Source organism: Pseudomonas sp. JDS28PS106 (assembly GCF_036706555.1).
Lineage (GTDB): Bacteria > Pseudomonadota > Gammaproteobacteria > Pseudomonadales > Pseudomonadaceae > Aquipseudomonas.
In genome coordinates, this window is sequence record NZ_JBAJGT010000012.1 from 96,533 (window position 1) to 115,116 (window position 18,584).

General features: G+C 54.4%; 23 protein-coding genes and 1 pseudogene. 10 read left to right on the top strand and 14 right to left on the bottom strand.

All coding sequences use genetic code 11. The features are described 5' to 3' along the window. Positions 1–6: 6 nt before the first annotated feature. Positions 7–363 (bottom strand): hypothetical protein, encoded by a 357-nt coding sequence (locus TRP66_RS18650; RefSeq protein ID WP_333405517.1) that lies wholly within the window; start codon positions 361–363, stop codon positions 7–9. Positions 364–475: 112 nt separating this feature from the next. On the opposite strand from TRP66_RS18650, the gene TRP66_RS18655 reads away from it, so the two are divergent. From TRP66_RS18655 to TRP66_RS18670, 4 genes are read left to right on the top strand one after another with little or no spacing between them, the layout of a single operon-like run. Beyond that, the gene (locus TRP66_RS18655) at positions 476–2,041 is read left to right on the top strand and encodes a recombinase family protein (protein WP_333405519.1); all 1,566 of its coding nucleotides are present in this window, start codon (positions 476–478) and stop codon (positions 2,039–2,041) included. Next, the gene (locus tag TRP66_RS18660; RefSeq protein WP_333405521.1) at positions 2,038–2,949 is read left to right on the top strand and encodes a ParB/RepB/Spo0J family partition protein; all 912 of its coding nucleotides are present in this window, start codon (positions 2,038–2,040) and stop codon (positions 2,947–2,949) included. The genes TRP66_RS18655 and TRP66_RS18660 overlap by 4 nt, the downstream gene beginning before the upstream one ends. Then, on the top strand, positions 2,949–3,854 hold the full coding sequence (locus tag TRP66_RS18665; protein WP_333405523.1) for a plasmid partitioning protein RepB C-terminal domain-containing protein: 906 nt from the start codon (positions 2,949–2,951) through the stop codon (positions 3,852–3,854). The genes TRP66_RS18660 and TRP66_RS18665 overlap by 1 nt, the downstream gene beginning before the upstream one ends. A gap of 40 nt (positions 3,855–3,894) precedes the next feature. Next, positions 3,895–4,104 (top strand): hypothetical protein, encoded by a 210-nt coding sequence (locus TRP66_RS18670; RefSeq protein WP_333405525.1) that lies wholly within the window; start codon positions 3,895–3,897, stop codon positions 4,102–4,104. A 170-nt stretch (positions 4,105–4,274) separates the two neighbouring features. Here the strand turns inward: TRP66_RS18670 and TRP66_RS18675 are convergent, their stop codons facing one another. The 3 genes and pseudogenes from TRP66_RS18675 to TRP66_RS23685 all read right to left on the bottom strand — a co-directional run. Beyond that, on the bottom strand, positions 4,275–4,529 hold the full coding sequence (locus TRP66_RS18675) for a hypothetical protein (protein WP_333405527.1): 255 nt from the start codon (positions 4,527–4,529) through the stop codon (positions 4,275–4,277). A 106-nt stretch (positions 4,530–4,635) separates the two neighbouring features. Next, positions 4,636–5,517, bottom strand: coding sequence for a methyl-accepting chemotaxis protein (locus tag TRP66_RS23680; protein WP_442965231.1), 882 nt, complete (start codon positions 5,515–5,517; stop codon positions 4,636–4,638). Next, positions 5,494–6,264: pseudogene (locus tag TRP66_RS23685) on the bottom strand (MCP four helix bundle domain-containing protein); the annotation flags it as partial. The pseudogene TRP66_RS23685 and the gene TRP66_RS23680, both read right to left, overlap by 24 nt. A gap of 998 nt (positions 6,265–7,262) precedes the next feature. On the opposite strand from TRP66_RS23685, the gene TRP66_RS18685 reads away from it, so the two are divergent. Beyond that, positions 7,263–7,472 carry a DUF2934 domain-containing protein gene (locus TRP66_RS18685; protein WP_333405532.1) on the top strand — a complete coding sequence of 70 codons (210 nt, stop codon included), beginning with the start codon at positions 7,263–7,265 and terminating at the stop codon, positions 7,470–7,472. Between the two features lie 108 nt (positions 7,473–7,580). On the opposite strand, the gene TRP66_RS18690 is transcribed toward TRP66_RS18685, so the two are convergent. Then, the gene (locus TRP66_RS18690; RefSeq protein ID WP_333405534.1) at positions 7,581–8,129 is read right to left on the bottom strand and encodes a DUF488 domain-containing protein; all 549 of its coding nucleotides are present in this window, start codon (positions 8,127–8,129) and stop codon (positions 7,581–7,583) included. 321 nt (positions 8,130–8,450) lie between these two features. On the opposite strand from TRP66_RS18690, the gene TRP66_RS18695 reads away from it, so the two are divergent. Together TRP66_RS18695 and TRP66_RS18700 are read left to right on the top strand one after the other, a co-directional pair. Beyond that, entirely contained in the window at positions 8,451–8,732 is a 282-nt protein-coding gene (locus tag TRP66_RS18695; RefSeq protein ID WP_333405537.1) for a hypothetical protein, read from the top strand. 125 nt (positions 8,733–8,857) lie between these two features. Continuing rightward, the gene (locus TRP66_RS18700) at positions 8,858–9,028 is read left to right on the top strand and encodes a TonB-dependent receptor domain-containing protein (RefSeq protein WP_333405539.1); all 171 of its coding nucleotides are present in this window, start codon (positions 8,858–8,860) and stop codon (positions 9,026–9,028) included. Positions 9,029–9,412: 384 nt separating this feature from the next. Here TRP66_RS18700 and TRP66_RS18710 read toward each other — a convergent pair whose 3' ends face one another. The 3 genes from TRP66_RS18710 to TRP66_RS18720 all read right to left on the bottom strand — a co-directional run bounded on the left by TRP66_RS18710 (position 9,413) and on the right by TRP66_RS18720 (position 12,738). Then, the gene (locus tag TRP66_RS18710; RefSeq protein ID WP_333405541.1) at positions 9,413–11,437 is read right to left on the bottom strand and encodes a M10 family metallopeptidase C-terminal domain-containing protein; all 2,025 of its coding nucleotides are present in this window, start codon (positions 11,435–11,437) and stop codon (positions 9,413–9,415) included. 653 nt (positions 11,438–12,090) lie between these two features. After that, the gene (locus TRP66_RS18715; protein ID WP_333405543.1) at positions 12,091–12,384 is read right to left on the bottom strand and encodes a hypothetical protein; all 294 of its coding nucleotides are present in this window, start codon (positions 12,382–12,384) and stop codon (positions 12,091–12,093) included. A 69-nt stretch (positions 12,385–12,453) separates the two neighbouring features. Then, entirely contained in the window at positions 12,454–12,738 is a 285-nt protein-coding gene (locus TRP66_RS18720) for a hypothetical protein (protein WP_333405545.1), read from the bottom strand. A gap of 440 nt (positions 12,739–13,178) precedes the next feature. Here TRP66_RS18720 and TRP66_RS18725 point away from each other — a divergent pair, with 440 nt between their 5' ends. Next, positions 13,179–13,538, top strand: a complete 360-nt coding sequence (locus TRP66_RS18725; RefSeq protein WP_333405547.1) for a response regulator — start codon at positions 13,179–13,181, stop codon at positions 13,536–13,538. A 271-nt stretch (positions 13,539–13,809) separates the two neighbouring features. Here the strand turns inward: TRP66_RS18725 and TRP66_RS18730 are convergent, their stop codons facing one another. The 4 genes from TRP66_RS18730 to TRP66_RS23690 form a co-directional block, all read right to left on the bottom strand. Continuing rightward, positions 13,810–14,100: a hypothetical protein gene (locus TRP66_RS18730; RefSeq protein WP_333405549.1), complete on the bottom strand. Its 291-nt coding sequence runs from the start codon at positions 14,098–14,100 to the stop codon at positions 13,810–13,812. A gap of 140 nt (positions 14,101–14,240) precedes the next feature. Then, positions 14,241–14,501, bottom strand: a complete 261-nt coding sequence (locus TRP66_RS18735) for a hypothetical protein (protein WP_333405551.1) — start codon at positions 14,499–14,501, stop codon at positions 14,241–14,243. Positions 14,502–14,616: 115 nt separating this feature from the next. Then, positions 14,617–15,039 carry a hypothetical protein gene (locus tag TRP66_RS18740; protein WP_333405553.1) on the bottom strand — a complete coding sequence of 141 codons (423 nt, stop codon included), beginning with the start codon at positions 15,037–15,039 and terminating at the stop codon, positions 14,617–14,619. A gap of 620 nt (positions 15,040–15,659) precedes the next feature. Beyond that, a complete protein-coding gene (locus TRP66_RS23690) occupies positions 15,660–16,205 on the bottom strand; it encodes an NMCC_0638 family (lipo)protein (protein ID WP_442965226.1) in 546 nt (181 codons plus the stop codon). 205 nt (positions 16,206–16,410) lie between these two features. On the opposite strand from TRP66_RS23690, the gene TRP66_RS18745 reads away from it, so the two are divergent. Next, positions 16,411–16,779 (top strand): histone-like nucleoid-structuring protein, MvaT/MvaU family, encoded by a 369-nt coding sequence (locus TRP66_RS18745; protein ID WP_333405555.1) that lies wholly within the window; start codon positions 16,411–16,413, stop codon positions 16,777–16,779. Between the two features lie 116 nt (positions 16,780–16,895). Beyond that, positions 16,896–17,414 carry a hypothetical protein gene (locus TRP66_RS18750; RefSeq protein WP_333405557.1) on the top strand — a complete coding sequence of 173 codons (519 nt, stop codon included), beginning with the start codon at positions 16,896–16,898 and terminating at the stop codon, positions 17,412–17,414. 396 nt (positions 17,415–17,810) lie between these two features. Here the strand turns inward: TRP66_RS18750 and TRP66_RS18755 are convergent, their stop codons facing one another. Together TRP66_RS18755 and TRP66_RS18760 are read right to left on the bottom strand one after the other, a co-directional pair. Further along, positions 17,811–18,089: a hypothetical protein gene (locus TRP66_RS18755; protein ID WP_333405559.1), complete on the bottom strand. Its 279-nt coding sequence runs from the start codon at positions 18,087–18,089 to the stop codon at positions 17,811–17,813. A 52-nt stretch (positions 18,090–18,141) separates the two neighbouring features. Beyond that, positions 18,142–18,525 carry a hypothetical protein gene (locus TRP66_RS18760; RefSeq protein WP_333405823.1) on the bottom strand — a complete coding sequence of 128 codons (384 nt, stop codon included), beginning with the start codon at positions 18,523–18,525 and terminating at the stop codon, positions 18,142–18,144. Positions 18,526–18,584: the final 59 nt, after the last annotated feature.

The following is an 18,584-nucleotide window of genomic DNA, read 5'->3' on the forward strand; positions in this document are numbered from 1 at the left end:
TCTGGTCTACTCCAACACCGTATCCGCAGTACAAAGGTAAGAGTCGATCCCCTCGATCACCGTCTGAAGTTTCTGCCTAAGTACAGGTAGCTCCGAAGCCGTCAGCGCCTGCGGCCTACCCGCCATGCCCAGAAACGCTGCCAGCGCCAAGTCTGAATGCTTCACCAACGCCACCAAGTGCTTGCCACTGGGGCCGCTGCTTCCCGCCATCCAGTTCTTCACCGTTTTCTCGTTTGCATTTGTCCAACGCATCAATGTCTTCGTCGCTTGGTGAGTTCCTCCGAGCTCCGTATGCAGGGCCCTAGCAATGCCTACTGCGTACTGTTGCTGAGCTAGAAAAGAACTGCCCGTTTTTGAGAACATTTTTCCCTCCCCGGTCTTCTACCTTCTTTAGGGCTACATTCAAAAACGAAGTGACTGATCAAGGCTTCCAGCACCACCGTAGCGGCTGCCCAATCAGGTTGAGGACTTGCCGATGCAGACTTTCATTGGCGCGAGCACCTACAGCAATGGTTCGAACACAGCCTTAGCGGCGGCCTACGTTCGGATGTCCACCGAGCATCAGCAGTATTCGACAGAAAACCAGCTCGATACGATCCGGCTTTACGCAGCGACCCATGCCTTAGACATCACGAAGGTCTATACCGACGCCGGTAAAAGTGGCCTGCGCCTGGAAGGTCGTGATGCCCTCAAACAACTCTTCTCCGACGTAGAAAAAGGAATAGCCGATTACTCGACAGTCTTGGTGTACGACGTCAGCCGTTGGGGGCGCTTCCAGGATCCTGATGTCAGCGCCAGCTACGAGGTTCGCTGCCGGCAAGCCGGGGTATCCGTTCAATACTGTGCGGAGCAATTCACCAATGACGGATCCCCGGTCTCGAACATCGTTAAAAGCGTGAAGCGGATGATGGCCGGTGAGTACAGCCGTGAGCTGTCAGTGAAGGTCTTCGCAGGACAGTCTCGACTTATCGAATTGGGATACCGTCAAGGTGGCGCAGCAGGGTTTGGGCTTCGTCGGCAGTTAGTAGATAGCCATGGAGCACCAAAAAACCAGCTACAAATGGGCGAACATAAAAGCATACAGACAGACCGCGTGATTCTGGTTCCGGGCCCTTCGGGCGAGGTAGAAATGGTGCAAAAAATCTACCGATTATTCGTCGAGGAAGGCCGAAGTGAGCGTGAAATCGCCGGTTGGCTAAATGCGCAGGGGATACCGACCGATTTGGGAAGATTATGGTCGCGGGGCGCAGTGCACCAAGTGCTGATCAATGAGAAATATGTCGGCAACAACGTATGGAATCACAGCTCCTTCAAGCTAAAACAGGCGCGGATAGAGAACCCGCCTGAAGAATGGATCAGGGCAAACGACGCCTTCCGCCCAATCGTCAGCGCAATCCATTTCAGGGCCGCTCAGTCGATCATTGAAACCCGCTCCTATCGCATGCCTGATGATGAAATGCTGCAAGTGCTCAGGACAATTTACCAACGCAGCGGCTATCTATCTGGGCTTGTGATTGACGAGGCCGAAGGCTGCCCCTCTAGCAGTGCCTACCAGCATCGGTTTGGAAGCTTGCTGCGCTGCTACTCACTCATTGGTTATACCCCCGCCCGGGACTACCAATATATCGAAGCCAACAGGCGGCTCCGGAAAATGCATCCCCTGCTTCTTGAGCGAACCACATCAGAAATAGCGGAGGTCGGTGGCAAGGTTTGGGTTGACCCTCAGACCGATCTGATGCTCGTCAACGAGGAAGTCACAATCTCCCTTGTGCTTAGCCGATGCCAAATTTCTTCAAGGGGCGCCAAACGGTGGAACATACGCTTTGATTTCGGCTTGAGCCCCGACATCACCGTAGCTGTCCGTATGAAGGAACAAGAGGAAGCAGCACTGGATTATTACGTGCTGCCATCTATCGACATTGAAAGCCCTCGGCTTCGCCTTGCGGAACACAACCAGGCCAGCCTCGAAATCTACCGGTTCGAAAATCTAGATATCCTGTCCGAGCTATCGCGCCGCAGTGATGGCAGGAGGGTTGCATGACAGCGATCCAATCCTACCGAAGGGCGCTGATGCATGTCGCCGAAGAAACGACCATTCAGCTCATTCCGATTGAAGAGATTCGGGTGCTCAATCCAAGGGCTCGTAACAAGCAAGTGTTTGCCAGGCTTGTTGAAAACATATCGGCGTTGGGTCTTAAACGTCCCATCACTGTCGCTCCCACAGCTGGCGGTACGGAGTCATACGAAATTGTTTGTGGCCAAGGCCGCTTCGAAGCACTGCAAGCCCTGGGGGAGAAAAAAATCCCCTGCATCGTGGTGACTGCCAGCGAAGCGGATCGATACCTGATCGGCTTGGTTGAAAACCTCGCACGCCGGAAACACACGAATCGCGAACTGCTGACAGCAATCCAGATCCTGTCGGATCGTGGGTATACCTGCCAGCAGATAGCTGACAAGACGTGCTTGGACTCAGGCTATATATACGGAATTCTTGTGCTATTGCGTCAAGGAGAAGAACGGCTGATTGCAGCGGTTGAGAAAGGCTGGTTGTCCATAAAACTGGCGATGGAGATTGCACGCTCAAAGGACGTTGATCTCCAAAAGGCCATGATGGAAGCCTACGAAAGCGGCGTGCTCAAAGGCGAGCAATTAATGAGGGTGCGTCGACTTATTGATAGAAGGAAAACGTTCGGAAAACGCTACGGACAGCAAGCGCCACGCACCGAAAAACCCACGCCTCAAAAGCTTTTGCACGCTTATCAGCTGGAGGTACGACGCCAGAAAGTGATGATAAAAAAGTCGGATATCAACGAACAACGACTGCTGATTATCGTCACGACAATGCGCAAGCTTCTAGCCGATGACTACTTCAGAACACTGCTTCGTAACGAAGAAATATCGGACATGCCCAAACCATTGGCAGACCGGATCTTTGGGGAGACGCCGTGATGACAGAGGTCAAGCAGGCATTTGAACAGCGTGTGATTGCGGTTCCCCTTGAGCGGATTCTTCCTTCGCGCAGGGTCGAGCAACTGATTCCTGGAAGTAAAAAATACGCCAGCATTTTGAGCTCAATAAAAGAGCTTGGGGTTGTTGAACCCTTGGTGGTTCACCCTAAACCGATCATCGAAGGCGGCGTATCTTCGTTTATGCTTTTGGACGGGCACTTCCGCTTAGAGGCGCTCAAAGCGCTGGGAGCAATTGAGGCGCTGTGCTTGATTTCTACTGACGACGAGGGCTTCACCTACAATCGGCAAATTAACCGTCTGACGCCTATCCAAGAACATAAAATGATTATTTCCGCACTGAAGAAAGGTATTGACGCCTCTCGTATCGCTGCGGTGCTCGGAATCAACCCGGCCAAAGTTCATGAACGGGAAAACCTGCTGAAAGGTATCGCTCCGGAGGTCGCGGAGATGCTTAAGGTTCGAATGGTGGCCCAAGATGTGTTTCACTCGCTGCGGCAGATGAAACCGATTCGGCAAATCGAAACGGTTGAAATGATGATTTCAGCCAACTGTTTCACCAGAAATTATGCGCGAATGGTTCTTGCTGCGTCTCGGCCCGAAATGCTGGTCGAGCAGAAGAAAAAAATGACCGGTGAGGTCAGTGCCGTGGATATCGCGCGCATGGAGCGAGAAATGGAAAACCTTCAGCATGATTACAGACAGGTGGAGGACACTCTGGGTGAGACGATGCTCGTTTTGGTCGTTGCGAAGGGCTACCTCGTACGTATGCTTCGCAATGACCCAATTGCCGCCTACCTCACTCGCTACTATGCAGAATTGCTTGAGGAGCTGATCTCTATCATGGAGGCCGTAACCTGCGACGCGAGACAGCTTGAACGGGAATAGCGCTCACCTGCTAGGCTGTCCACTTCCAAGGAGGATCACAATGTCCAACACAGACCTACTCCCCTCCCTACTCTTCAAAATGAATGAAAACCAGCTTGCTCTCGAAGCCGCGATTATGGAGTTGACGCTCTGGGTTGAGCGCCGGGGTTCAGCTGAGGTTGGAGACAATGTGCGAGGCGCGCTGGACACGATCAGTAAGAATGAAGAGTTCATTAACATGACGTTATCGGTGCTCGTGGCGCCTGAATGAGTAGGTCTCGGGCTTGTAGGCTATCCGGGGCCATTGGCCCGAAGGAGCAACCTCCATCCCCTTGCAGCCCTTGCCGGCCTATACGAGACGCATCACTTGGAGTTCCTCCGAGGGGAATGGCAACGCTTTGCTGTACCAGCTTAACTCAAAGAATTGACACAACCAGAGTGTCAGCGTCGGCTGCTTCTCCAGACTTTGACGGCAAAGAACATAAGCGATGCTCCTACCAAAACGCATACCACTGCCGTGGGCACCGAGCCAAACCTTTCCTGAAAATCTGCGAGAGCACGAGCTCTATAGGTACGTTCTACAAGGTCGCCATTGAGAACCAAGATGGCCTTGTTGAACGACGCAAGGGCGAGCCCGGCAATGATCGCTCCCAAAACTTTAATCAGGACAGAGCTTCCTCCATTTACCTGTTTCATCGTTCACTCTCAATGTTGGATGCAGCCCGTGACGAGTGCACACGATTACCTGATACGCGAGCGCAGCATGATGCCTGCGCTCCTCTACTGGATGCAGCTTCCAGCGTTACATGGCGAACCGCTTGACCAACCGATTCAGTTCGACAGCGAGCTGAGTCAGCTCGGACGTTGCGATGGCCGTCTGGCTTGCGCCTTCAGAGGCTTGGTTTGACAGATCACGAATGCTCACCAGGCTGCGGTCGACTTCCCTGGCGACTTGAGCCTGCTCTTCCGAAGCAGTCGCGATCAGCACGTTACGCTCAGTGATATTGTCGATGGACTCTGTGATTTCCACCAACGCAGTACCTGCCCCTTGAGCGGTATCGAGCGTCGTCTGAGCTTGGGCATTGGTGTGAACCATTGCCGAGACCGCCGCGTCGGTGCCTTTCTGGATTGAACTGATCATCTGCTCAATCTCGCTTGTCGACTGCTGCGTACGATGAGCCAAAGCCCTGACCTCGTCCGCTACGACTGCGAAACCACGACCCGCTTCGCCAGCACGAGCAGCTTCGATGGCGGCGTTCAACGCGAGTAGGTTGGTCTGCTCGGCGATGGCGCGGATCACGTCCAGGACTTTGCTGATGTCGTTCGCCATCACAGCAAGTCCTTGAACCTCCTGTGACGCGCCTTCCACCTTCGTGACCATCAAGTTGATCGCCCGCACGGTCTCATCTACTCGTGCGCGGCCCGCCACTGCAGCTGAATTAGATCGGGTCGCAGCTTCGGATGCTGCGGCGGCGTTTCTAGCTACCTCTTCTACAGCAGCGCTCATCTCAGTAACCGCTGTGGCAGCCATTTCTACTTCGTTATTCTGCTGCTGCATCCCCTTGTTCGCATCTTCGGTTACAGCGTGCATTTCTTCGGAGGTGGCTGCGAGCTGGGTGGATGAATCCGATATCAAGGACAGGGTGCTGCGCAGACCTTCTTGCATGACTTTCATGGCCTGCATGAGTCTCGCGACCTCGTCGTGCCCTTGCACTTCAATCACCTCAGTAAGGTCGTTTTTAGCGATGCGTTCAGCTATGGCTAGCGACTGACTGACAGGGCGGGTGATGCTGCGGGTGTACATCAGCGCACAAACAATCGCAGCTAACGTGCTGAACACGATAAAACCACCGATGGTCAACTTGGCCTGCTCGTAGGTGAGGGATGCGTCTTCGCCCGCCTTCTTAGCTTTGTTATTATTTACCTCAATCAGGTTTTTTATGTCGCTTTCCATCTCGTCAGCGGACTGTTTCATGGCCTCGTTAGAAAGTTTTACAGCTTGATCCACATCGCCGGATGCTATTAGCGCCAGGTACTCATCCTGCACTCGCTGATAGCTAGCGTAGGTCTGCGACAGCTCACCAAACTGCTTGATACCCATTGGTGTAACCATCAGGGGCTCCAGTTTCGCCATCGATGCCTGGACGCTCGCTCTAGCGTTTTGTGCGTCGCGGAGAGCTTGAGCCTTGCGTTCTGCTGGCTCAACAGGATTGCGCAGCCTCGCGTTGCTGCCACGAATGCTCACGAAGTCTCTGTCGATAGCGCCCAACAGCGATATGCTCGGCACCACGTTAGTTTCGACGAATTTTTCAGAGTCTTTCAAACTTGACGTCTGCTTGAGAGCGATCAGCCCCAGCGCAATGATCATTAGGCAAAAGAATCCAAAGCACAGCGCGGAGCGCGGGGCTAGGTTAAGTTTTCGCAGCAACATAAATGAAACACCTCTCAATAGATGTCCATGTGTCGCCGTCGCGTCTAAGGGCTTAAGCACCGTTCGTCGGCAAAGGCTGTATGCGCTGTAAACAGGAGCCCATGAAGAGTTTAAGAATATTGCGAAATGTTTCTCAGGCTTCTGAACCGCTCTAGATAGGGTATGCAGGCCCTACCGTGCTTTGCCTTCTCGACTATCGCATAGCCTCACTCGCCGCAGGCTGCTTCTCCAGACTTTTCCGGTATAGAACATGAGCGACACGCCACTAAAGCGCAGACTTCGGGGGTATCTGGCACATCACGGTATTCGCTGTCACCGACGACATTGCACCCGCACCTGCAGCTGTCGGCGCATCCTTGATATCACGACCACCTGTCAAATACTGTATCTATACACAGTTCAGTCGAGTCGAATCATGGACGAAAAACACAAGGCGCCGCTTTTGGCGTATTGGCACAAAAAGCTCGACGACCAAGAAGGATGATTGAAGCGCAGGCCTAACTGAATACTCTTAAGGAAGTGCAGATTCATCAGGTCGTGATCACCACCCGTTTCGCCCCAACTCCTTGGCCCTGTACATCGCCAAGTCAACAGCCTTGAGGAGAGCGTCCAGACCTTCGCCATGTATAGGGCACATGTTCAGTTTCGGCGGACGACCCCTCACCCATCATGCTGTCAGACACCACCATCCGCGCCTCCACGCCCAGAGGACTTGAGATCTTCCGTAGCGCCGGCAGTACCGTTCCCGAAGCGTGATTATGGGCGCTCAAAGTGGCGGCGCTGAGCCCGGGGTAAAGATATCCTCCGGCGGCAGGGTCTGTCTCGCGGGTAGCGAGCTGTTTTGCCCCGGTTCACCAGTATCGTAAACGGTGCATCCCAACCCCATTGAAATCCGAGTGAACTGTGGTCATCAAGCGTCTGTAGGTGCCGTGCAGCCAAGCCTCGAGCAGCTCCAATCGAACTACACTGAACATGCAGAGCCCACCAGGAGAAGCATCATGGTTGACGAAGACGCGATCCGTGAGCGTGCCTACGCTCTTTGGGAGCAAAACGGGAGTCCCGAGGGATCGGCGGACGACTTCTGGAACGAAGCCAGGCAGCAGCTGGAGGCTCAGGAATTGTCTCCGATTGAATCGGATGCCTTAAGCGGAGGCCTTGAATCATCTGTAGCTCCGCCAATGCCCAAGAACCACGACGAGGGTGAATAACCAAACATGTCCAGCGCGCTTCGCCAAGTAACGACGAGGTGCCTAACCGGTCTGGCCACACGTCGTGGCGTCCCTGTGTACATATAGGAACGAAGGTCTCGGGCCGTCTCAGGAGGCTGGCGTTGATGCAGGATAAAAGAGCTTCAGCCCGTGTGGCTGAGCCGATGGAGTAAGCGTCGCCTCGCTCGATTTACCGACGCCCATTATATGAACGACTTCTACATTCCGGATCAGTAGGTAATCCGCAACGATCCTGCGGTGACACCGCCACCAAACCGCCTCTGCGCACATAATCGCGCATGGTTGCGCTCGGCTTAAATCAATAAGTTCAGCGAGACCGTCATCGAAGGCCGGCGAAAGCGCGTAGTCAGCATAGTTATGGAAGCTGCGATTCTCCCAGAAAGAGTTCGCCTCCTCTGAAACCGTCTTGGATTTTTTACGCAGACCGCCCAGTTTAGACAGCTGATGATGCGAGATACCTTGTTGGGCTAATAGATCTGGAAGCACATCCAGGTTGTACAGAGGGTTTCTTTTAGATCGGGGAACGGTACGGATGTCTATGACTGACTCTACCCCAAAGCTCCGGATCAGCTGCACGAACTCCTCTAACGTTCTAGTCGAATGGCCCACCGTGTAAATTACGGAATTTCTTGTCATGGGTTTGGCTGCTCCTTCTCCATTTACGTGCTTTGGCAGACGTCAGCCAGCCCTGCCGCCTGCGTACCTCCTGAAACAGCCCACAATCACGCGCCAACCACGTTCGATACGCCCGCCCGTCGATCAACGCAGCCCTTCGCAGTGGTTAACAACCGCCTATCGCCAAGGCGGTTCAAACCGTTCCCATTCAGTGCAAAATCCCCCTCCCCCGAGATGTCGCCATGCGCGAGCTGTCGTCTTTAGACTAAAACTGATCCATTCATGGAAAACCATGATATCGGTGACCTCGGAAGGCACCAGGATCGCAAGACGGAGCTCACGATGCTGAACGACAAATTCCGACTTCTCGCTGGTATGACGTGGGAAGAGGCTGCCACTCTAAGTAATCACCTATTTGTCGAAGCAGACAAGCTGGACGAACGAGCTGCACTCCTACTGAGGACAACCATGGCTGGCCCTGATGTCTGGGCAGAGTTTGCGTCTGTAAAACGCGCATCTCAGAGAATTCGAGCAGAAGCACAGCGATCATGGCTTCGGGCAACACTGATACTCAATTCGATTGACCCGAAAGCTGGAAAGGCTTCGCATCAGAAGGTGCATTGATACTTGGGGAAGCCGCGTATTGAGAGCCAGGATCGTTTCGCGGTTACCCAGAACCTACTCCATAAATAGCCCAGCGTTGGATTGGGCTTCACCGCCTGCGGCCTGCCAGCCATCAGCCTCTCAACGTGCCACGTCGCTCCGCCAACCTTTGGCTTAATAAGGGCTTTGCCGAGCGCTTCAGCGCCGGAGCCGGTGCGCGCTATGTGGACAGCCGTTACGGTGACAATGCCAATACCAATACCATCAAGGTGCCGAGTTACGCGGTGATCGACGTCAACTTCGACTGTTGTCCATAGCAGCGGTTCTGAGAGTATTGTTTCTGGTCTGGGTCGCTATGGCGGCAAGAGCGCTGATCGCATCGGAGGATTAACCTGTGGGTATCGCTACGCGGCGCTAGGAGGGCTGTTCTTTTTACTGATGCCCAAACGCAGCCTCGAAGCCTATGCCGCATCAATCAACTGTACGTTTGCCGAGATCGCTGAACTGGGTCTTAGCGATCTAGACCATCTCAACGTGTGGCTGGAGCCATTTGGTTCTAATTTATCGTCCGCAATCAATGGCGACTTGTTTGCCTCATCTGATGCAACCACCGTCACCGTCGTAAACACAGATCCTGTGCGTACGTTCATCGGTAACGAGTCCCGGCAGTCAGTAAAAACTACCGGAACTCCCTGCTCAATTTAGGAAAACGCCCAGTCCTGAGTAGGCAAAGGTGGAGCACCTATCAACTCCACATCTGCAGGAGCAGCTGCGAGGTTCTGCGTTGCAAATATCAACGTATCCTGCAGCTCCATCAAGGGCCAGTGCTCGTCTAATGTCAGTTCAAAGCGCTGGCCCATCTCGTTGGTTTCGTAGTTCTTCAGAAAGGTGCGGCCCAGCTCTTGGTTGTAGCTCAGACTGAGCGTATCGCCGCGACCATCCCCAAAGCCGGTAAAGCCTAGGCCTGATACATCGATGTGATCTACCCTCTTGTCGAAGTTTTCGATTACATCGGAAAAACTCTCCGTTGCCGTACGATAGCTATCGCCGATGGACGTGTAGAGAAAGGTATCTGCGCCGTCACCGCCGTCCAGAATGTCGCGACCGGCGCCGCCTTGGATAACGTCATCTCCTCCGCCGCCATTGATACGGTCGTTACCGCCCATTCCTTGAATTATCTCGGCTACCGCCGAGCCTTCGATCACGTCCGCTCCTGCGGTGCCGTTGACGTTCACAGGTTTAAACACCAGGTTGCTGGTGTTCAATTGATCGAGGAAATTGCCCTCAAGCACCAGTTCAAAGCGTTGCCCCTGAGTATCGGTTTCAAAGCTTTTCAGGTAGGTACGCGTGCCTTCAGCGTTCAGTTGAAGTGAAAGCGTTCCGTCCAGGCCGTTGCCCAAGCCAGTAAGTCCCAAGCCGATCAGATCAATACGATCTTGGCCAGCATCAAAATCGATAACGCGGTCGCTGCTGGTGGAAGTGCTGGTACGGAAGCTGTCACTCACCGTGTCGTAGCGGAAGATGTCAGCGCCAGTGCCACCTTTCAGGACGTCCCTTCCGCCGTTACCCTGCAATACATCGTCTCCGCCCAAACCACGTATGATTTCGGCCTGATCGGTACCCTGCAAGTTATCCGCTCCCATCCACCCATCGATGTGGCGATTGCCGTCCTGGCTACCGAACGTAGTATCCAGCGAGCCGTCAGCATTAAGCCGGGTGATCGCGTAACCACCTTGGCCTACAACTACGATTTTTCCGTCCTCTTGGACGGCCACACCACGAGCAGAGTAGCCTTCATCAGTACCTAATGCTGGATGTGCGATGCCGTTGTCGCCAAAGCTGGTATCAAAACTACCATCAGCGTTGAGACGCAATACGGTGGCGGCGTCTAAAGTGTTGCTGGTACCTGCAACGATAATTTTGCCATCGGCCTGCACTGTGACCGCAGATCGCCCCCCAAGCCCATATGATTCGGCCAATACCAAGGTACCGTTTTCAGCAAAGGTGGTGTCCAGTTTGCCGTCAGCAGACACTCTTACAATGCTGTAGCTATAGTCACTCATTGCGGAGTAGTTCCCCGCAAACAAGAAGCTGCCGTCCGGTTGCACCGTCGTTGTGTTGTACGTTCCGATGAACTCACCCGCGCCTGTAAAGGTGAATTTGCCATTATCGCCAAACTCACCAGCCACGGTGCCATCGGCGTTAAGTTTGACCACATCCAGATAGTCACCGTACATACCGGTGACGTAGAGGGTGCCGTCCGGGTTTATCGTAAGGTGGGCTCCGTTGTAGGCGGGCAGAACATTAAGATCAACAACACCTGTACCACCGAAAGTGGTGTCAGCTTTGCCTTCCGTGTCGAAGCGCTGAACACGTACGCCAAGCGGCCCCGCGACGGCTGACAGAATGTGTCCGTCAGGTTGTACGGTCATGTAGATACCTTGATCCTGATCTACCCTTGCCTGAACCATCAACACGCCATCGTCACCGAAGCTAGTGTCTAGCGTTCCGTCCGCATTAAGGCGGATCATTGAATAATTATCGCGTGTTTCGTATTCCTCCTCAGGGCCTCCTAGACGGCCTAGGACGTAACTACTAAAGCCCGCAACAAGTATCTTACCGTCCGGCTGTATAGCGACACTGTTGGCCGTATCTCGGAGATCTGAGGGGTCTAGTGAAACCTGTCCAGGTGCTGAACTCACGATATGCGTGCGTTGGTCTGCCATGTTGCCAATCCTTTAAACGTCATGGGGGCCCACGTTACAGGTGGGGTAAGGCGCTCGCTGAGAATTCTGAGCCGAGCAAAGCTCTGACCTCCTGCGACGCAACACGTGCTGCAAATGCATTGAGCATGGCTCCAAACGCAGATCCGACCCGCTCTCATCGCTAGGGGCAGGTCGATAGAATATCGCCCTGCCTGCTACGCATAGGCGTCCTACGTCTACCCCCGCGTTGCGACAGGCTTGCCTATCAAACTTATTGGTTGGGAGCTGCACACAAGCGCCTTGTGTGGTGAGTATGCCGTTGATGATCGCGCCTGAGTTTCAGGCCAAAAGGTCTCCTATGCAGAAGTACCCTTGTGTCACAACGACCTTAGCGGTCAAGCTCTGCTTGCTCCATCAACCGGTACGCCTCGCGCATGGGAGCGGCAGAGATTAGGCTGAGCGCCTGGTCAGCGGTGTTCGAATTAGGCCTAGGTCGATCAGCGCGGCCACTTGGTTCAGCTTTCCAACCTCACCGCTATGGCACTGAAGTAGCCTATGGCATAAGCACCGGGCTGGTGATCGTTCCGCAACCGTCCACGATCCTAGGCGCGTTGGTCAGGTAGTTCTTCTGACCAGGCTCTTGTCGCACAGCACTCGGCAGCCCCTGAAGCCGGTTACTGAAGAGTCTTGGGCCCTGCCCGCTTCTTACCAGAAACTTGCCGCAGAGGGTTTACCAATGAGGCGTCGACGGCACCGTTTTCACCCTCCACCGCAGGAACGAGCGTTACACCCGACACTGCGACGGCAAGACCAGGCAGGTTTTCTCCCGGCTTACCGGCTATCGGCACAGTCGCCCCTTTGGCTTCAAACTGCACCGTCAGCCCCCAGAAGCCGTCGTGAATATTCTGGTCGCGTAGTAACGCGACCAGAAGGTCGTGTATAGAAAACCTGCGCTCTCTGTCTGCCATGCGCACACTCCTTGCAGAACTGATGTCGTGAGGCGGCTACGACGCCTACTGCTTAACGCGGCTGGCGCATCAACTGTCGTCTTCCAGGCACGTGGCGTGTTGAGCATCTTGAATGCATGGGCCGCTGATCTCATGAATCGGCCATCGCTCATTAATGATTTTGGCTACGAGCAGCGACTCATCAATAACTCGTTCCGGGCCCTGCCGTAGCATCAACGGCGACATCTCCAAAAATCTCGCCACATCGAGCTTGGCTTGAGCTGCCAAAGCATAAGGGTCGTAACCGAGTCGGAAGGCCGCTTCGAAAACCGCGACCAAGCTGTTGCAATAGATACCTTCTGTACTTGTCTGCATGACTGCTTCCCTGTGCTAATGCCCGAGCCTCCGCCCCTTGGCGGCTCAGCTGATTGAATCAGTCCTTCGATTCAAGACGGATCACAGATGGTTTTCAAGGTAGGTGCAGACAATCGCTGGCTGTCCAGACCGGTGACCGGATATCTCATCTTCGTGTTCTATGAGCGCTGTCAGAAGCGAGTTTTTTGAGATAAGCGTCGCCCTTCTCAGGACGGGGGCGGTATGCAGGGATGACTGCGCGAGGCTCGCGCCTACAATGCGCGATCCAAACTGAATACTGCCTTTCATGAATAAGCTTTTATCTATCCTCGCTCTTTGTCTTTGCCCGGTCATTCAGCCACACGTTCTTTGCGCCGCGATAATTTCCTGCCTTTCATCAGACTGGCGAAACAAACCATCCAACAGCCTAGCCACATCTTATAGATCCTTGGAGGCTGGCCATGTTTTCCCGCGTGTTACTCGTCGAAGACGATGAAATCGTTAGACCTTTGGTTGCCGAGGCGATATCGCTTTTGGGCCATGACGTCATCGAGTGCTCCAACGCAGATGAAGGCTTGGAAGCTTTGGAAAGGATCCCAGTAGTCTTAGTCGTTACCGACGTACGGATGCCGGGCAGTATGGATGGCTTGGCACTGGCTCAGCTAATTTGGTCAAGATGGGCTGGCTTACCCGTGATAATCATGTCAGGCGACGCATCAATGCCGCGTGGGATGCTTCCAGCGGATGCCCTGTTTTTGCGGAAGCCATGCTCACTTGCAGCGTTGCACGGTGCGATTGAAGATCTGCTTCCGTGTGGGTAGCGCTTGCTCCAGCATTGGCATCATCCAGAGGCAGATTGCGATAACCCAGGGAGTATTCGGCACTAGCACCATTTTCGCTGAGGCCGGCGCTGTGCTGTAGACCCAGACGTAAAATCGAACAGCCTCAGACCTCCACCTGAAACGCCCGGATCCCGTCGATTCAGCAAAGCGCCGAACGACCTTCAGGCTGGCCCAGGCAGGCAGCGCCTCGCGCACTGCATTGGCTTCAAGCATGGCTCGGAGCGTGTCTTCCTGATACTCAGACGTATGGTTAGCCCAGCCTCCTGACTTGCTCCGAAAACCGGTTGACGTGCTGGTGCGATAGACATCCCAGTTCTCCGAACCGTTCTAGATGATCGATCAACGCTGTCCGAGCCATCGAGTCGCCTGACACGATCCGCCTGCACGTAACTTCTAAGATTGTTCGGGCCATTTCAGGGTTTTCGAGCATTGAGGCATCGAACAATAACGCGATTGCGGCGGCCAATTCGCCCAGATCGGGCTTCTTACGCTGCAGTGCGCGCAAAGCGTTCATCTGCCGGGCTGTGATGGGTAGCGACATGCCGTCCTCCGGGACATTTGCCTGACTTAACCATAAGCGAAGCGGATGGTAGACCAGGGATAGGGGTTCTGGTTTCCAGCGGTCGCAAAAAAAGCCCGCTAGGGCGGGCTTTGCTGGGGGGCGATTGAACATGGGGGGCGTTATCCGTAGTCCCCGGTCGTCCACCCTGGCAACCGGGTGCCGAAGTCCGGTGCCGGCATCCACGCGCTCAGCTCGGCGTCGGCCAGTTGGGTCAGCTGCTGCCACTGGGCGTGGCTGATCACGCCGCAATCGAGCAGCGCTTGGCAATAGCCGATCAGCTTGGCGTGCCGCTTCTCGCAGTCGCTCAGACTAAACGCTCTGCGCAGCTCGCCGATACTGACCCTGACTCGATTAATCGCGGTGAAGCTGTTGATGGGCATGAGGCCTCCTTGATAACTGCGGCTCGCATTCACAGCCAAAAGATCATTACGGCATTCACGCCTTATAAACCCTGCTACTCGCAGCCAGTTGATTCGTATTTTCCCGGGCGCATTTTCAGCGTATCGCCCGCGCTCGCAAGGCCATTACCACCTTTGCTGAAAGCCCTTGAATATCGTCATTGTGAAACACCAGGTCGATTCGATATCCCAGCGTCTCCGCGTCCAAATGTTCTAGATCGTCGAGCAAAAAATAATATTTGCCCTGGTAAGCGGCGGCGAGATCAGCGGCAAGGCTACGAGCCGCCTCACCAGGCGTGCTCAAGGCCCATTCAATAACGGCGGCGAACCGTTGCTCAGGAGTGGGAGGAGGCTCTCCGTTAATTTCATCCAGCACAAACTCGTTGTAGAGTTTCGCACCGGTGTCCGGGTCTCCTGCAGGGTTGCCCGGGCAGAGCCTGGGCTCCCAGGGAATTATGTAGGTCGATTGGCCTAAGACGTCCTGCAGGACGTAATCCGAAGGCTTTACCAAGCGTTGCATAGCAATGGCTCCAGGTGAAGATTGCACGGTAGCGCATCCCTAGCGGTGAGAAAGGTGAGGGAAAAATGGCCCCCAGGCCAGGTTTTCCGGCCCGCTCTGAGCAGCCCGTCAGGACGTAACCAAGGTGCGCGGGTGACACCTGAAGTTTGGAGGCAGAGAGGTGCCAAAAGGTTCAGGACAGCTCAATGCAGTTGAATACGGTTCATAAAGGCTCAAGACAGTTCAACACGGCTCAATACGGTTCAAGACGGTTCAGAATAGTTTAAGAAGGTTCAAGACGGCTCAGAACGGTTTGGGAGCGTTGATTTTTGGCTGCCCTACTCATTTTCCAACGCGGCAGAACCACGTAATAAGTGATGGGCGCGCCAAGCCTCCCGCCCCGCCAACGATCAGGAGTGACTGCCCTTATTCTGACTTCGGCTGCCCAGGCCCAATGTTTGGCTTGAGGCCAATGCGCTTGTAGAGCAATTGCTGCTGGGCAGCACCGTGTGGTGACTTGGCAACCGGACTCATGGAAACGTGGAGTTTGCGTCGTGGCAAACGGATCTGATGGTTTCTCTCGCCACGCCTTTCGCTGCCAGCCCCGGAGTAAACGCGTTTTCACCGTAGGCACATCGGGTTCATGGGGTCATGATCGCTGCTGAGCCAAGCACTTGAAGTCCCGCAGACTCAGATGGGGCTGTGGTAATCGTAAACAGCATCTTCCGGGGCGCGTTAGGAACCGACCATTCATACGATATGGTATGTACCGTCCCGCTTGCGGCGGTATGCCTTTGCTCATCCTGTACCAGCTTGGCGGTAATTGGCGAGGGGGCGTTAGCGACTAGCGCAGTGAACAACCTAGCTGCCGTCTCAGTGTTCGCTCGACGGGCATGCACTGCGCAGAAATTCTTGCCGGTGAGAAGGGTTAGCACAAACGTTCCATGCTTGTCGGGCACGGGCCAGACTTCGCCTTGTCTGCCGGAGAGAAACAACGCTGCTTTTTCTGGTGGAAGCTTAGGCAAGGGTGCCAGCTTTTCGCGAAGCGCCTCTAAATCCTGTAGGTTTTTCAGGCAGAGCGATGCGTAGATCTTGGCGAATGACTTGGCCTGATCATCACCTTCGGAGGCGATGCTGACATTCGACACAAGACTAAGCGCAACTACGGCGAAGCAACATCTCAGCATGCAAAATCACCTCCGGGTTAATCAACCTAAGCGCCACCTCTAGCGACGAACCAGTCAGAGCGGAAACCTTGTATTTCACACAGACGTGACTCGGCATCATCACCGCTCCCATTCTGCATCAAGTTGGTCTCGAAAGCCCTCATCCATGATGGCCGGATGATGTTAAGCTCGAGCCAATCTTCCCTGCTTACCATTCGGAGCACCCATGTCAAAACTTGCTGAATTCCGCCAACTCGAGCGTCATCTTGCTGAACAGCTTGCTGCTTTGGAAGCAATGAAAGGCGACGAGGGCCTAGAGCAAGAAATTGAGTTTGAGACCAAACTGCGAGCTCTCCTGGGTGAGTACAACAAGAGCCTGAAGGACGTGATCGCGATCATCGCTCCGCAGGCTGGAGCCAAAGGTGGCCGTGCTCCTGCGGCTTCGTCGAAACATACACGCAGGGCGCGAGCGGTGAAGCTCTACAAGAATCCACACTCAGGTGAAATCGTCGAGACCAAAGGTGGTAACCACAAGACGCTGAAGGCGTGGAAAGCTGAGTACGGCTCGGACGTCGTGGAGTCTTGGCTTTCCTAAGACGTCTCTACGGCTCTATCGTTTATTGGTGCACTACTGCGAGGTTGAAACGCTATGGCCAGTTCTATATGACTGTTGACCCTAGGCAGCTCTAATCGGGTGGCCGCGTTAAAGGCATGTCCACCCTGCACGTCACCAACCATGCTCATGCTACAAAGGATCGCCTAACGATGCTTCGCTCTATAAGCGCGGCGCGCTACCAAGCAAAGTTTGCCCGCAGTGCCTGCGCCTGGTTATTGATCGATGGCGTCGGCATTGAGCAATGGCTCGCAGAGCACCTAGATTACGAAGAAGCTGCAATGCTGGGGCTATCCCTCATCTGGCTAGTCCATGACGAGGAACAAGCTCTGGCTAAGCGCCGGTGGGCTCCAGGGGAAGACGGCACGTCTACACTGCTGCCGCTTCTGGTATGTAGCGATGATATGGACTTCGATTGCACAGTGCTCATGGTCGAGCAGGTCGTTGCGGATGGGCTCATCACCTGGGAAAGATTTGGGATGAGCGTTTCAAGCGGGCTTGAAGTCGGCATCCAGACAAGGTGGATGACTGACTGCCAACCGGTGTCATTTGCCGCTGCAGATTTTCAGCAGGCGCTTGAGGACTTCGCAACGATCCTAGCCACCCAGCTTACTTGAATCCAGGCGAACCACTGGCGCCTGCCTCCTTGACCGACCCGTTAGAGAGTTGTGACGGTCGAGCACAGTGTGCTACTGCCGAGCTGTCTCCGGGCGTGCCGCCGTACGAGCAGAACTTCATCGAGAGTTGAGTTGCTACGTCTATTGCACCCCTGAAGTGGGCATCACCACCCTCGTGTAAAATACAGCTCGCCGAGCCTGAATTTGATCTATCCAGTTGTCACTGGGGATACCTCCGGGCAGACGGCTTGAGGTTCGCGATCAAAATGGCAAGCGGAGCGCGCCGGCCCTGGATGGGCCTGAGGCTTGAGGATGGAAGCCCGTTAGGGCCAAGATCCGCTGTAGCGGAGCTTGGTTCACGACAGCCGTCCCTCCATCGGAGGGCAAGCCCAGCATTCAAAGTTCTTCTTTCTCTTCACTAATATCCACCTCCCCCATGGCGCCAAGATAGATCCTCCGACATGGCATCCCGGCAATCAGTCCTTGCTCAGAGAGGATTTTGGGGATTTCCCTTAGGATGCTGTTTATCTCCACTCGCTCTGTGAGCTGACCTATAGCTGCAACGACGAATGCATCCACATCGATATCTTGGAGCGTCACAAAGGGGCCCGCACGGTCATATCCTTCAAAGATACCAGAGGCAATGGTAATGACCTCGCCTTCCCTCACAATCATCACATCACCTCTCCTGGCTTTTTGAACGGGCGGTACTCACCTGCTGTGGCAATCACTGCAGGCTGCGCGGGGTCGGGTGAGGTTGCCCTTTGGTGAGGCGCAGAAATTCTCGCAAGCTGGCACGCCCATTTTCACGCTGAAATGTTGCGAGAACGTATCTCGAATTTTCAGTAGTCATTACCCAAAATCTCCCCTCGCGTTCGACCTTCAACACATCAGAAGTACGGATCAAATGACCATCCTCGAACCGACCGTACTGATCTTTACGCGCATGACCGAAAACCACACCGATACCCGCGCGCGATCTGATGGAAACCCCGCAAAGGTAAGCAGTAACCGGTTCGTCAAAACCTTGCTCTTGGGCTCTTATGATGCGCACAAGATCAAAATCTGTATGGCGTTTGCCGTGAAAATTTACATCAACCGTGTCGAGCATCATTGCTCCTCCCTTAGGCAGTACATAAGGCGATATCAGGAATTGCGCACGACACCAGG